Genomic DNA, 13639 nt, shown 5'->3' with positions numbered 1-13639 from the left:
GCGCCCCTGCACCACCAACTGGACCGCGTCGGCTTTGAACTCCGGCGTGAACGTCCTGCGATTCGTAGACATGATTCCCTGTCGTGCCTTCCTGGTAACGACTGTCTACGAGAAGTGTCACACCCCATGGATCCTTAAGAGAGCCCAGATCCTTGCTGTCGTGGATATGCAGAGGGACTTGTTCCAGCCGAAAAACGACACCCAGACGTCAATGGTGCTCATGCGCCGCCTCGACGCAGGGGAGGTCGCCGACGCCGAGGATAGCGGCCTTGACTACCCGGTCTTCATGGCCGTCGCCGAGAAGATCGGGCACGACAAGCGCGGGAACGTCATATACCGCCGTACCCCAGAGGGCGAGGATGCGCTCGTCAAGCGCATCGAGACGATCTTTGAAATCGACCAGGAGACGGGTGCCGAGGTCGTTCGCCAGATCGAGGTCACCGAACGCCAGGTCGATGACGAGCTCAGCGAGGTCGCTGACGCATACCGCCGCTGGCTGGAGGCGCAGCTATGATCATTGCACCAGTCCGATCGCAGGTTGCGTTCTCGGATGGCCGTCTTGATGCCAAGTACCACTGCTCACCAGGCGTGCTCGCGAACGAGCGTATGCAGACGCTCGCACTGGCTGGCGCTGAACTTCGTCCGGTCGCGGGTGACGCTGGCCTGGGGCAGGTCGGCTCGACCTCCCGGACTCGTCGCGTGTACGCAGCCCAGGGCGAAGAGTCGTTACCATACCTGAGGCCGTACGATGTCTTTGACTATCTCCCACAGCCTGCTGACCAGCTGTCGAAAAGTGGGAGCATCGGGTGGGAAGGCCTTGTGCCGAATGAAGGGACTATTCTCCAGACGTGCTCCGGTAGGAACCTGGGCCCCCTCGCCTACGCCGACTCGTACCTCAGTCGCTTCGTCGTCAGCGATGACATGCTGCGTCTGAACATTGACGCCGAGGAAGATCGGTTCTACGTTTTCGCGTTCCTCCGGACGCCCACCGGGCAGGCGCTCCTAACGAGGAGCAAGACCGGCAACGTCATCGACCATCTCTCGCCCGACGATCTCGGGGCCGTGCTAGTGCCCTTCTTTGACGACGCGCTCCAGTCTCAGACGGTCGCCGACATGAAGCACGCGGTTACCCTCCGTGAGGCCGCACGAGAACGTCTTGACGAGTTGATCGACGAGTTCGAGTCACGGGTACCTGGTCCGGCGCGGGACGGACGCCTCGCTGACGGCTGGACCCATCAGGCTTCTGCGCTGGGCGGCCGCCTCGATGCGGCGTTTCACGACCCGCTTGTGACGAGCGTCCGGAATGCCAACAACGTTGCAGGCGGGGTCCGCGTGGGGGACGTCGCCGAGACGTTCATACCCGGGCGCTACAAGCGGTACTACGTCGAACCGGAACACGGCAAGCCAATCGTCTCGGGGCGACAGCTACTTCAGACTCAACCGATCAACCTCCGCTACATCGCCGCTCGTTCATTTGACTTCAACCGTTACTCGCTCGAAGAGGGCATGCTGGCGTTTGGAGCAGAAGGCCGCGCGGAGGATCGGATCTCCCAGCCGGTTCTCACTACTGGTGATCGGACAGACTGGCTAGCCAACAACCACGTAATGCGCGTTCGCCCACGTGCCGGGGTGAACCCGGGCTGGCTCTACCTGTGTTTCGCCAGCTGGCAGGTACAGGCTCAGGTGAAGGCGCAATCGTGCGGCTCAGTGGTCGACGCCGTTTACCCGGGCGACCTGGACGACGTGATCCTCCCGCCGATCGATGAAGTCCGTGGAGACGCTGCGTACCAGTGCTGGAAGGACTTCGCCGAGGCTAACCGGTTGGAGGCCAACGCAATAGACCGGCTTGAGAGTTCAATGTTGGCGAGCGTAGAGGCTTCATAAGCCCCACTCAGCAGGCACGAGTTCGGCTAGTCAACGGGCCCCGAGCATGCCTGCGCCGGCAGTGTGCCACCCGCGAGCCAATTCTGGCCGGTCTGGCCGTTCATGGACCGCTGACTTCTTATGGTGACGCCGCCGAAAGTAGTATTGCCACGCCTGCAGCCCAACGGCGTGATCCTTCCGAGATTGTAGGAGGGGAGCGCATATTCCTGTGTCCCGAACACTGCTTACGTGATGCTGTTATGGTGCACGTATGAGCAGCGCACCCCGCAAGGCAGCCATCTACCTCCGTATCTCTCAGGACCGCGAGATGGATGGGCTCGCCATCGAACGCCAGCGCGAGGATTGTGAGAACCTCGCTCGGTTCCGGCGCTGGGAGATCGTCGAGACCTATGTGGACCAGTCGAAGAGCGCTACCGACCGGTCCGCGATCCGTCCGGACTACGACCGCATGGTCGCCGACTACCTGGTCGGACGGTTCGACGCCATCATCTGCTACGACCTCGACAGGCTCACCCGGCAGCCGCGGCAGCTGGAGGACTGGATCGACGCCGCCGAGCTTCGCGGCCTCGCCCTCGTAACGGCCAACGGCGACGCGGACCTCTCCACCGACGGCGGTCGCATGTACGCACGCATCAAGGCCGCCGTGGCGCGCGCCGAGATGGAGCGCAAGAGCGCCCGTCAGTCTGCGGCGCAGAGACAGCGTGCTATGCAGGGGCGTGCCCCGAAGGGCATGCGTCCGCTTGGTTATGCCGTCGACGGCAGTGTGATGCCTGATGAAGCCGTGGTCGTGAAAGCGATCTATGCCCTGTTCTCGAGGATCGAAAACCCTGAGTCGCTACGCTCGCTCGCCCGGGCGCTCAGTGGTACCGAGAAGATCAAAGGGCTCTCTGCCCTTCCCAAGCACACGCACACAGTCAGCGTCGAGCGCGCCGCCGCCCGCGAGGAGCAGGGCCTCGACCCCCGACCGATCGTCGAAGACGGTCCGTGGTCGCCTTCGACCGTGCTCGGCATCTTACGGAACCCGCGGTACGCGGCGCTGAGCACTTACACGCCGAAGTTCGCCCAGGCGGACGGGAAGCGCCGTCGGATGTGGAAGGCACAAATCCTCCGCGACGACGCCGGAGAGCCGATCCGGGGCCAGTGGGAGCGGATCGTCGATGACGAAACCTGGTGGAAGGTCCAGGAGATTCTCGACGACAAGAAGCGCGTGACCAACACCAGTGGTGCAACCAAACGCAAGCGCCTCGGGAGTGGACTGTACCGCTGTGGCGTTGTCGTCTCTGTGACTGGAGAAGTCTGCGGCAAGAAAGTCACAGGCGCGCCACGCGGGTACACGTGCCCAGGCCATTTGGTCCGCTCTGGTCCTGCCATAGACGAGTACGTCACGGAGGCAATCAGCGCCCGTCTCGCCGAGGATGACGCGGCGAAGAAGATCCTCAAGCCCAAGGACAGCTCACAGACCGAGGCCCTCGACGCTACGATCAGCGACCAACGAGCCAGGATCAGTCGGGCGCAGCACGACTACGACGAGGAGATCATCGAGGGGCGCGACCTCAAGCGCGTGCGCGACGCCGCCGAGGAGCGCATACAGGAGCTGGAGGCCCAAAAGGCACTTCGGGGACGGGCCGGTGTGCTGCGACCAATCCTCGGCACCGATGACCCGCCGGGCGCGTTCAGAGACGCATCGCTTGAGATCCGACGTCAAGTCATCGACGCGCTGGTTGCTGTCACGGTGTTCCCGCAGCCGAGAGGACGCAAAGGGTTCGATCCTGCATCGGTCGAGATCGTGTCGAAGTAGGCCGCGGTCCGCGAAGCGGACCCGGGAGGTCTCCCGAGAGCGGCTGACGCGGCGTAAGCGCGTCATTTCACTAGAGCCTGACTGCCCAGTCGCGCCACCGCTCTCCTCAACACAGAGGAGACCGCCATGACAGCGACCATCGATACCACGCCCCGGGTTTGGATCGGATGCCTCCAGTGCCACAACGAAGGCAATCTCGTTGGTGACTGGTACAGCGCATCTGAAGCAGACAAGATCACGACTTCGAAAGTGCACGAACGCGTGATCAACCCCGGCACCCATGAGGAACTCTGGTGCCTCGATCACGAGAACCTGCCAATTACAGGGGAGTGCTCACCCTATGAGGCCGCGGAGCTGGCCCGTGCCATCGAGCAAGTTCCTGAAGGCGAGCTCCCAGCTCTTAATGCCTGGGTGCTATCGGGCGACTACATCGAAGATGGGGACGGGTTGCCGAGCATCAGCGACTTTGAAGAGCGTTACTGCGGAGAATGGTCATCATTCCGCGAGTATGCCGAGCAGCTTGCTGAAGACACAGGATTGCTCACCAACGTGCCCGAGGCAGTGGGCCGCTATTTCCACTGGGAGGCATGGTCACGCGACCTCGCGTTCGACTACGTGGTGTTGGACGCAAGCCCGCACTGCGTCCACGTCTTCAGGAATCTGTGATGGCGGGCAACGATCTGAAGCTCTGCCTGTGTTTCGATTGCTCGCCACCTGCGTTCGCCGACCGCGCCTATGTCTTCGTGCCTGACCGAGGCCTCTGGCGCGTCCACACCTGCCACATCCACGGCCCTGTCTCGGTGGCAGAGGTCGCCGTCAAGTCGGCCGGTACCTGCGAGGAGCCGACAACCTCGTCAACTGTGGTAGAACGGAAGCATGCGCACTTCCCACTCATCCGGAAAGTCACCCGGCCTCCGACTCCTCACGCCGCTGGCCCTGCTCGGCGCTGCCACTCTGATCTCTGCGGTGCTCCAGCCGCAGTGGTCAACGGTTCTCATCATGCTCGCCCTCTTCGGCCTCGGCGCCGGCCGGAGTCTGTTCCGCGCCGAGAGGTGGCGGCCGGCCGACGACGTGACAACCGTACGGCTCGGACTCATCATGGTCTTCACCGCCCTCATCATCCGCGATGATGGCTTCTCGTGGACGGCGATCGTCGTCGGTGGGCTGGCGCTCATCCTCGACGCCTGCGACGGCTACGTGGCACGGCGAACCAGGGCCACCTCGGCGGGGGCCGACTTCGACGAATCCGTCGATGCTCTCGTTGTGCTCGTCCTCTCCGTCGCACTCGTCCCCATCTGGGGATGGTGGGTTGTTCTGCCAGGCACCTTCTACTATCTCTTCCGCGGGGCAGCTCTGCTGCGGCCCGCCTGGAGACAGCAGCAGCTGCCGCCGTCGGTCCTGCGCAAAACGATCGCGGCAAGCCAAGGAATCCTCCTCCTCATCGCTGGGTCACCAGTGGCTCTGGCAAATCCGAGTCTCGGCATCATGAGCGCAGTGATCGCCCTCGCTGCGCTCATCTTCTCCTTCGGCCGCGACATCCTGTGGCTCGAGCGGCATGCCGGACCCCAGATTCCGGGCGGTTCCAACAGATATGCAGATGACTTCGCCCGGCTCCAGCCTGCTTCGCAGAAGGCGGAAGCTGTTTCGGGGAATGCAGAAGACTCAGAACGCCTGCCTGTACGTAGACTTGGACCATGACTGCCTTGCACAGAAGCACGGACTCAACCGTCCTGGTCGGCGGGCCTCCGAGCAAGCTGCCCACCGTCCACGGGCTCTTCACGCTCCGCACCTACACTCACGATGGAACGGCCCACGCAGTGATGTCGATCGGCGACCCGGCTGCTGTGGATGCTCCCCTCGTGCGAGTCCACAGCGAATGTCTTACCGGCGATGCCCTCGGCTCGCATCGCTGTGACTGCGGTGACCAGCTCTCGGCTTCGCTCGCCGCCATTGCTCACGCCGGCACCGGTATTCTCATCTATCTGCGCGGGCATGAGGGCCGCGGGATCGGACTTGAGAACAAGCTGCGCGCCTACGCCCTCCAGGACGCCGGTCTCGACACCGTCGCCGCGAACCGTGCTCTCGACCTGCCCGATGATGCACGCGACTACACAGCGGCGGCAGCGATCCTCAACGATCTCGACTGCCCGCGAATCACTCTGCTGTCCTCGAACCCGAGCAAGGTCACCGCCCTTGAGGGCATGGGCATCACGGTGGCCGACCGCCTCAGCCTCCAGGTGCCGGACCGGCCGGAGAACGCAGGATACCTCGAGGCCAAACGCCGCCTTATGGACCATATCGCCCCTGCCGAGCACCCACACGTCGACACCACGGAGGCGAACACCGAGGGCACCGGGGACACCGCGAGCACAGTCGGCACAATCAGCACAGTCGGCGAAGAGGACACGCTGGCCGTCTACGACACGATCGCCGGTGGCGACGAGGTCGTCGCACAGCTGGCCCAGAGCGAGGATGGCTTCATCGCGACGTCCAATGGTGACGCACAGTTCGTCTCCGGGCAGATCGACCGCGCCCATCTCCATCGGATCCGGGCGTCTGTCGGTGCCGTCCTCGTCGGCTGCGGCACGGTCGTGGCCGACGATCCCCAACTGACGGTGCGCGCCGTCCCCGGGAAGAATCCCGTCCGCGTCATCCTCGACCCCCACGGTCGGATCCCCGCCACAGCGACCGTCCTCACCTCGCCCGAGGCTCCCACGCTGTGGCTCACCGGCGCCGAGGTTGTCCCCCCAAAGGACATCGGCGACCACGTCCATATGGTTCGGCTGCCAGCGACGGCGGACAGTGAGATCTCTCCCGCCACCATCATCTCGCTCATTCGCGAGCATGTCTCGGGATCGATCCTGGTCGAGGGCGGCGGACGGACGGTGTCATCGTTCCTCTCAGCCGGCGTGCTCGACCGACTGTTCCTCACCTCGGCGCCCGTACTCATCGGCAATGGGGTCCCAGGCATCCGCTTCGAGGGCACTGAGGTCATGGCTGAAGCGCTGCGTCGCCCGTTCCGCCGCTACCGGTTCGGTGAGGACATGTGCACCGAATACCTGCTCAGCAAGTCGGCGAGCGGCGGGTCGACGGAGAATGCTGATCGCTCTCCTGGTGACGCCTCCACAGCCTGAGCATGAGGGTGATCGCGCCCGGCAACGTTGAGATAGCGGCCAGGAGACCGTAGCCCGCCGATGTGGTGACCGCCCATTCGACCGAGCTCGCGAGACTGCCGGCAAGGATGCTCACGCTGACCTCGCGCACTCCCCAGCCGCCGACGCCAAGCGGGATGCTCATCGCTGCCAAGCCGACGACGGCGAGCGCCGGGATGACGGGACCTCCGAGGGCGAGCATCGCGATGAGGTAGAGGGCGAGGAAGGATCCGATGGTCACCGCCGCCATCAGCCACACGAGCCCGATGGTTGCTGCTCTCATCCCCCGCATGCCCACAATTGAGAGAACCCCGGTGACCACGGCGACCGCTGCGGCGATCCAGGCGAAGGCCGGGGCCACGGGGATGAGAGCGAGCGTGGCCGTGATGAAGAGCAGCGTGGTTGCGCTCAGCCGTTCGGCACCGACGACGGTCAGCGGAGACAGCCACCGGCGTGGCCCGGTATTGCGGTAGGCGGCGACACGAGCCAGGTCTCCGCTCAGTCCACCGGGCAGGAGGGTGTTGAGCAGACCGGCCGAGTAGCAGTCGGCAAGGGCTCGGCGCCGAGTCACCTGTGTTCCGGTCTGCTTCAGCAGCAGAGAGAACCGCATGGCTTGGGCGGTCGTGGCGAGCAGACCAAGGACCAGCGCCGCGAGGACCGTCATCGGCGTGACTACCTGTCCGCCTTCGAGCAGAGCCTGGACCCCGACGATGCGCACGGTGAGGACGAGCAAGCCGATGGTGATGAGCAGCATGAGCGCCCGTCGCACCCACAGCCTCCTCATCGCTTCGGTTCGCCTCTCCTCGTGCCGAGCTGAGCTGTCCTCGTGTCGTGTTGGACCGTGGCGTCGATGAGCACATCGGTGTGGTCGACGACGACGGTGAGCCCAGACTGGGCCCACCGGTCTTCCAACCATGCCCGGCCCCTCGCCTGCAGACGGGGTTCCTCCTCGATGGCGGCATCGACGCGTTCGGTGAGGAATCGGGTGAGGAACTCCGAGTCCCGTGGTGCTTCGAGGTGCCAGGGGCTGGCGGATGTCTCCACTTGTGCACCTGTGTTGCGCGCCGTCGTCTCCAGCACCGTCGCTGCGTGGGTGCCCAGGCGTGATTCGCGGAGCTGGTGGTGGGCGAATGCCTCGTCGAGGACACCGTCATCTGGATGTGAGGGGGTCAGACGCCACTGCCCGGAGATGCTGAGCAGGAACAGCCCGACCCCGGAGAAGCGATGCAGCGTCTCGACGATGGTCGCCAAGTCCTCGCGTGTGAGCACGTCGAGCAGGGCACTGCCGGTGATGAGGAGATCACACGAATCTGGCGACGCGGCGGCTGCTGTTCGTCGCTCGCCCCTTGGCTTGGCTGTGCCCACCTCCGTCAGGCTGGCTGTGCCCACCTCCGTGGCCACCTCACCCAGCACTTCGGCAGCGATGGCCGGCAGGGAGGAGATCGGGGCCGCGACCGTGCGCACCGTTGTACCAAATCTGTCGGCCGCGATCTCGAGTGCGGACTCATCGGCATCGACGAGCACCCAGTGCAGAGGACGCTCCGGCAGTCGTTGAGCGAGGCAGCGGTCGAAGAAGCGCATGGAGTTGCCGGTTCCGGCGCCGAGGTCGATGACGACCAGCGGTCGTTCTGTGCCTACTTGTCGTTCTGTGCCGACTTGTCGTTCCGTGTCGAGGCTCAGCGCGCGGGCCGCCTTGTCCAGGAGCGGAAGTGCATACTGTCGTGCAGCATCATCGAAGGGCACCCGCAGATCCAGCCAGTCCGGTTCTGCGGCGTTCATGAGACGCTCTCCAAGACGGAGAGCATGGTGCGCGCCGTCTCGTCCCACCCGTGCACAGAGGATTCCCTAGCTTCGAGCGCCGTGGCTGCGAGTTCGGTTCGGTAGGTCGCGTGTCTCATCCACCGTTCCAGGGCATCTGCCCATGTGGGGACGTCCAGTTCCAGTACGTGCCCGGCAACCAGGGCTTCCTGTGCCCCGGTGCCCGCGCTCACGAGCGAAGGAATAGCTGCGGCGGCGGCCTCGCGCACGACCATCCCGAAGGTCTCGGCCTTCGAAGGCAGGAGAAGCAGGTCCGCGTGCCGGTAGAGCTCATCGACGGCGGCACCGTCGAGTTCGCCCACACAATCCACCGAACTCAGTCCACCCAGTGCATCACACACGTCCGCGGCATAGTCGATGTCGGTGATGGGCCCGGCGAGGGTGCAACGCCAATCGGTGATGCCGCGTCGTCTCAGTTCCTGGAAGACGTGTGCGAGGAACAGCTGGTTCTTGTTGTCCTCCATCGCTGCGAGGCAGATGAGGTGGGCTGGCGAACCGGGCTGCGTCACGGGACGTGGATGCGTTCCGGGCAGGGCCACCTCGGCGGTGATGCCGTACTTCCGGGCCACCTCGGCGGCGGCGAATGCACTCGTCGTCACCACAGCGGATGCGGACCGCAGACAGTCGGCTTCACGACGGGCAGCGGCAGGTGTCTGTGCCAGCGAATGCTGGAGCATCACGATCGGACCCTGCAGGGGTGTGGGGAGGCTGCATCCGATGAGCCCGTCGATGAGGACCGGGCGGTCGCGCCCAGCCGCAGCATCGCCGGCTTCCTGACATCGTGCAACCAGCTGGCGCAACCTGGCCACGTCCTCGTCCGAGGGCTCGGGCCAGGTCCCAGGCCCGGTGATGCGCTCGATCCGCCCCTCGGCCGCGGCGGCGAGTTCGGAGTTGAAGCGCAGTCCCCCGCTGGTGCGGCCGAGGTCCGGTTCGATGAGGGTGTAGGTCACGGCCGATTCGCAACGGTATAGGACACCGCAGCGCGCGGGTTCTCGCGCAGGTGGACCGTGATCCCGATCTCGGGACGGTCTGCGAGAGAAGTGGAGAGGTCGGTGCCGATGTATTCGGCGATCGCCTCGCTCGTCGACAGACGGCCCGCGAAATCGGGATGCTCATCGAGGTTCGTGTACCGCAGCGGTGTCAGGGCCTCGTCGAGCAGCGCCAGAGCCTCACCGATGTCAAGGACGACACGATGTTCGTCGAGTTCCTCCCGGGTGAACGTCACCTCGACGGCGAGGGTGGCACCGTGGAGAGCCTGCGCGGGCCCGAAGAATTCGTGCGGCAGACTGTGGGCGATCATAACGTGGTCGTTGACGCTGAGGCTGAACATTCAGGATCCTTCTTCGTAGTCGAGCACATGGCACAGGGTGGCTGTCGCGAGCGCAGTGTCGCTGCTGAGTTCGTCCATCAGCCATGGCAGGTCCTGCCACCCCGAAGTTCCGGTGATGAGGGCGTCGAAGCGGTCGTCGTGGAGTGCGCTCAGTGCGGCACCCAGTCTCTCGCTGCGGGTCCTCCGCGCGCGGTGTCCGGCCGGGACCTGGCCCACTTGGCTGGCGACGATCGAGAGGCGTCGGGCGTGGAAATCGGCACCGAGTGCCACCTGGGGCTCCGTGTCCCCGTACCACGAGGCTTCGACGACGGTCCCGTCATCGCCGGCGATCTCGAGGGCACGGGCCAGCCCGGCTTCGCTCCCGGAGGTATGGATGACGATATCGCAGTCATCACCGGCGTCCTCGGGAGCGAGCGCAGTCAGGCCCAGGCTGGTCAGGAGGGCACGTCGGTCAGGGTTGGTCTCGATGATTTCGAGGCGCTCGAGCGGAAGATGCGAGGCCAACAGAGCGGTGGCGGCACCGATCATGCCCCCACCGATGATCGCCACTCGGTCCCCGTAGTGCGGGGGTGACTGCCACAGGATGTTGAGCCCGGTTTCAGCGGCTCCGGCCAGCAGCGCCCGATGGTCGGAGATGCCCTCGGGTATCGGATGGACATCGTCCGGAACCACCAGGTGATGGCTGTGGTGGGGCAGCAGTCCGAAGACGCGCGTTCCGATCCATGCGGCCGGGCCTTCATCGACGATGCCGACGGCGAGATACCCGTAGGAGACGGGATGGGGGAAATCACCCAGTTGATGCGGGGCGGCCATGAGCTCCGCGACTCGTGGTGGCACTCGGCCGGTATGGACGAGGGTTTCAGTCCCCTTCGACACCGCCGAGGCGGTCGTGCGCACCCGCATCATCTGCTCCCCACCGGTACCCGCGTCGGTACCTGCATGAGGAGTCATCACCTCCCTCCAACATCCCTGTCGGTGGGCATCGGTCCAGTACTGCCAAGCCATACGAGCATCCTAACAGCGCAGGTGAGCTCGGGTAGGAAGCTCGGGTAGGGGCGTTCGACAGCGCCCACAGATCACCGATTCACTCAAGCTTTCGTAGACTGGGACTCGTGGATCCTCGGCTGAAACTTCTGAGCACCGTCTCCTGGCGTTCGCGCCCCATCCCGGGCGAGCGCATGCGGACGCTGCTGCGCACCCTCGCCGAGGCAGGTCCCCGGGGCCTGTCCGCCGAGGCCCTCATCGACGCCATCTGGGCCGATGATCCGCCCGAACACCCGAGCAAGGCACTGCAGGTCCTCGTCTCCCGGACCCGAACCCAGACCACCGCCGAGGCCATCGAACGCACCACGACCGGCTACCGATTGGCACTGCAGACTGCGGACATCGACCTCTGGGCTCTCGACATCCTGACCACGGACGCCGAGGCTGCCCTGACCGTCGGGGACATCCCCCGAGCGCTGGAGCTGGCTCGCACTGCCATCGATCTCGGCGAGGATTCCCGTGCCGTTCGCGTCATCGCTGTGGCGACGGCGAAGCAGGGCCGGCACCGTGAAGCTCTGCCCGAACTCACCCGACTCCATGAGGCCAACCCCTTCGACGAGAAGCTCACCGCCGAATTCCTCCGTGCCCTCGCCGGTGCGAAGGGGACGCCTGCAGCTCTCCAGGCCTACGCCGACGTGCAGACTCGCCTGGCCGAGGACCTCGGTTCGAGTTCGGGACCCGCACTGCAGGCCGTCCACCAGGAACTCCTCGCCATGGACGAACCGGTCCGCTCCGGTGTGCGGTATGCGGCGACGAGCCTGCTCGGACGCGACGACGACCTCGAACAGGTCACCGGTCTCCTTTCCTCTGCCAGGCTCGTCACGATCGTCGGTCCCGGCGGCCTGGGCAAGACGACGGCAATGTCGGCCCTGCGACGGGCGTGGGAGAAGGAACACGGCAGTGGCTCCGTGGTCGGGTTGGCGCCGTCCGCTGTCGCGGCGCAGGTGCTCGCTGACGACCTCGGGATCAGATGCGAGAACACCGCGAAGTGGTGGCAGAACCACCTCATCCACGGCACCGACTTCGAGGCCGGTCAGCTCGTCATCATCGACGAAGCCTCCCTCGCCGGAACCCTCTCGTTGGACCGGATCACCCACCTGGCCGAACGAGTCGGGGCGAAGGCGCTGCTGGTCGGCGACTACGGCCAGCTCCAATCCGTGGATGCCGGCGGCGCCTTCGGGCTCCTCGTCGGAGATCGGAACGAGGCGCCCGAACTGGTCGACGTGCACCGCTTCACCCACGAGTGGGAGAAGACCGCCTCCCTCGCCCTGCGGCACGGGCGCACGCAGGTGATCGACACCTACCTCGACCACCACCGCATCCACGAAGGCGAGGCCGAGGCAATGACCGACGCCGCCTACACCGCGTGGCGTGCCGACCGGAACGAAGGCTTGGTGTCGGTGCTGATCGCTGAGACCCGCGACGACGTGAGCGTCCTCAACCAGCGTGCTCGTGCCGATCTGATTCTCGATGGCACGTTGAAGCCTGGTCGGGAGGTCGAACTGAACGACGGCACCACTGCCGGGGTGGGGGACACGATCATCACCCGCCGCAACGACCGGCGACTGCGCAACGCCAAGGACTGGGTGCGCAACGGCGACACCTGGACCATCAAAGACGTCCGCGACGACGGCTCAATCACGGTCCGCCCCACTGGACGTCGGTTCGGCGGCTCGATCATTCTCCCGGCGCCCTATGTGGCCGAGCACGTCGACCTCGGCTAGCCGAGGTGCCCCAAACACACTCACCTGTGTTCGTGCGCGTGTGCGCGCTTCCAGCCTACTCCGCCGTCGCTCGACGGCGCGGTCTATCTCGTCAGCCCTGTTGCTGTCGATATCCTTGAGACATGCACGAGGGGTCAGCGTTTACCAGCCAGCAGTGGCTCAGTGGGCTGCTGCCCGAGGTGAATTCCGCCCGGAGCGTACTCGCGTCCGCCGATCGCCTCCTGCGGCAAGACGGAGCCCTCGAACGTGACCTCGATGCTGTCCTAGCGACTTACTCGATCGGTGTCGAACGACTCATGAAGCTCGCGCTTGGCACCGCAGCCGTCTCCAGAGGAGAAGGCTGGCCAACGAAAATGGGCTTCACCCGTGAGGGCTGGGGCCATGCCTTGGATGAGATGGACGAGCGGTTACGCTCCGAACTCCGCGAGGCAGTCGAGTCTGGCGACTGGGAGCGGAAACAGATGCTGCGCAGCTGGATTTGCACCCTAGACAACGACCCCGTCTGGGCGGCGGTGGTGCGCACCCTGAGAAACTACGCAGACGCGGGCCGCTACCACCATCTCGACCAGGTGGCTGGCAAAGAGGTTAGCTCGCGATCATCGAGCGAGATGTGGGACGAGGCAGAGCGGGCGGCCATCGCCAGCTCATCTTCTCTCGCCGCCCATCACCAGCGAACGACGGAGGGCGCGGGCTTCGCGCCATTCGAACGCGAACTGCGCGCGGAAGTTGCCGACTCCATCAAACGCTGGGTTTCCATCGTCTGTTTGTGTGGCTTCCACGGCGTACTCGGTGAAGATTGGCGAGTTATCGGGGCTTCTGCGCTCCCCGATGATGCGTTGCCTGTCCGAGCGCTGCCGAACTGCGAGGCTCAGGCGTGACGATCCGCACG

12 protein-coding genes and 1 pseudogene are annotated in these 13639 nt (G+C 65.1%); 8 read left to right on the top strand and 5 right to left on the bottom strand.

Annotated features, from left to right (window positions below):
- The 6 genes from AACX88_RS15270 to ribA form a co-directional block, all read left to right on the top strand.
- On the top strand, nt 1–514 hold a 514-nt coding region (locus AACX88_RS15270), incomplete at its 5' end, for a hypothetical protein (protein WP_339393724.1).
- A 92-nt stretch (nt 515–606) separates the two neighbouring features.
- A complete protein-coding gene (locus tag AACX88_RS15265; RefSeq protein ID WP_339393723.1) occupies nt 607–1884 on the top strand; it encodes a restriction endonuclease subunit S in 1278 nt (425 codons plus the stop codon).
- Between the two features lie 250 nt (nt 1885–2134).
- Entirely contained in the window at nt 2135–3682 is a 1548-nt protein-coding gene (locus AACX88_RS15260) for a recombinase family protein (protein ID WP_339393722.1), read from the top strand.
- A 126-nt stretch (nt 3683–3808) separates the two neighbouring features.
- Nucleotides 3809–4348, top strand: a complete 540-nt coding sequence (locus AACX88_RS15255) for an antirestriction protein ArdA (RefSeq protein ID WP_339393721.1) — start codon at nt 3809–3811, stop codon at nt 4346–4348.
- Nucleotides 4349–4558: 210 nt separating this feature from the next.
- Entirely contained in the window at nt 4559–5380 is an 822-nt protein-coding gene (locus tag AACX88_RS15250) for a CDP-alcohol phosphatidyltransferase family protein (protein WP_209895309.1), read from the top strand.
- Entirely contained in the window at nt 5377–6816 is a 1440-nt protein-coding gene (ribA, locus tag AACX88_RS15245) for a GTP cyclohydrolase II RibA (protein WP_209895307.1), read from the top strand. Before AACX88_RS15250 ends, ribA begins: the two co-directional genes overlap by 4 nt.
- Here ribA and AACX88_RS15240 read toward each other — a convergent pair.
- Genes AACX88_RS15240 through AACX88_RS15220 form a run of 5 tightly spaced genes read right to left on the bottom strand, consistent with a single transcriptional unit; the run spans nt 6746 to nt 10933 of the window.
- On the bottom strand, nt 6746–7603 hold the full coding sequence (locus AACX88_RS15240) for a lysylphosphatidylglycerol synthase domain-containing protein (RefSeq protein ID WP_165770801.1): 858 nt from the start codon (nt 7601–7603) through the stop codon (nt 6746–6748). The two genes, ribA and AACX88_RS15240, sit on opposite strands and share 71 nt — an antisense overlap.
- Before the next feature lie 11 nt (nt 7604–7614).
- On the bottom strand, nt 7615–8613 hold the full coding sequence (locus AACX88_RS15235; protein WP_165770802.1) for a class I SAM-dependent methyltransferase: 999 nt from the start codon (nt 8611–8613) through the stop codon (nt 7615–7617).
- Nucleotides 8610–9602 (bottom strand): glycosyltransferase family 4 protein, encoded by a 993-nt coding sequence (locus AACX88_RS15230; RefSeq protein WP_209895298.1) that lies wholly within the window; start codon nt 9600–9602, stop codon nt 8610–8612. The genes AACX88_RS15235 and AACX88_RS15230 overlap by 4 nt, the downstream gene beginning before the upstream one ends.
- Nucleotides 9599–9982 carry a 6-pyruvoyl trahydropterin synthase family protein gene (locus tag AACX88_RS15225; RefSeq protein ID WP_092102483.1) on the bottom strand — a complete coding sequence of 128 codons (384 nt, stop codon included), beginning with the start codon at nt 9980–9982 and terminating at the stop codon, nt 9599–9601. The genes AACX88_RS15230 and AACX88_RS15225 overlap by 4 nt, the downstream gene beginning before the upstream one ends.
- Entirely contained in the window at nt 9983–10933 is a 951-nt protein-coding gene (locus AACX88_RS15220; protein ID WP_092102486.1) for a zinc-dependent alcohol dehydrogenase, read from the bottom strand.
- 227 nt (nt 10934–11160) lie between these two features.
- On the opposite strand from AACX88_RS15220, the pseudogene AACX88_RS15215 reads away from it, so the two are divergent.
- Both AACX88_RS15215 and AACX88_RS15210 read left to right on the top strand, forming a co-directional pair.
- Nucleotides 11161–12747, top strand: a pseudogene (locus tag AACX88_RS15215) (AAA family ATPase); the annotation flags it as partial.
- 125 nt (nt 12748–12872) lie between these two features.
- Nucleotides 12873–13628 carry a hypothetical protein gene (locus tag AACX88_RS15210; protein ID WP_209895295.1) on the top strand — a complete coding sequence of 252 codons (756 nt, stop codon included), beginning with the start codon at nt 12873–12875 and terminating at the stop codon, nt 13626–13628.
- The last annotated feature ends 11 nt before the right edge of the window (nt 13629–13639 follow it).

It is taken from the genome of Brevibacterium metallidurans (assembly GCF_037101285.1).
Lineage (GTDB): Bacteria > Actinomycetota > Actinomycetes > Actinomycetales > Brevibacteriaceae > Brevibacterium > Brevibacterium metallidurans.
The sequence above is the reverse complement of the archived record's forward strand: the minus strand, read 5'-3'. Positions and strand labels throughout refer to the sequence as shown.

Excerpts from the sequence above, each read along its gene's own strand:
- AACX88_RS15265 (WP_339393723.1), top strand. The coding sequence starts at position 607 with ATGCAGACGCTCGCACTGGCTGGCGCTGAACTTCGTCCGGTCGCGGGT.
- AACX88_RS15260 (WP_339393722.1), top strand. The coding sequence starts at position 2,135 with ATGAGCAGCGCACCCCGCAAGGCAGCCATCTACCTCCGTATCTCTCAG.
- AACX88_RS15255 (WP_339393721.1), top strand. The coding sequence starts at position 3,809 with ATGACAGCGACCATCGATACCACGCCCCGGGTTTGGATCGGATGCCTC.
- AACX88_RS15250 (WP_209895309.1), top strand. The coding sequence starts at position 4,559 with ATGCGCACTTCCCACTCATCCGGAAAGTCACCCGGCCTCCGACTCCTC.
- ribA (WP_209895307.1), top strand. The coding sequence starts at position 5,377 with ATGACTGCCTTGCACAGAAGCACGGACTCAACCGTCCTGGTCGGCGGG.
- AACX88_RS15235 (WP_165770802.1), bottom strand. The coding sequence starts at position 8,613 with ATGAACGCCGCAGAACCGGACTGGCTGGATCTGCGGGTGCCCTTCGAT.
- AACX88_RS15225 (WP_092102483.1), bottom strand. The coding sequence starts at position 9,982 with ATGTTCAGCCTCAGCGTCAACGACCACGTTATGATCGCCCACAGTCTG.
- AACX88_RS15220 (WP_092102486.1), bottom strand. The coding sequence starts at position 10,933 with ATGACTCCTCATGCAGGTACCGACGCGGGTACCGGTGGGGAGCAGATG.
- AACX88_RS15210 (WP_209895295.1), top strand. The coding sequence starts at position 12,873 with ATGCACGAGGGGTCAGCGTTTACCAGCCAGCAGTGGCTCAGTGGGCTG.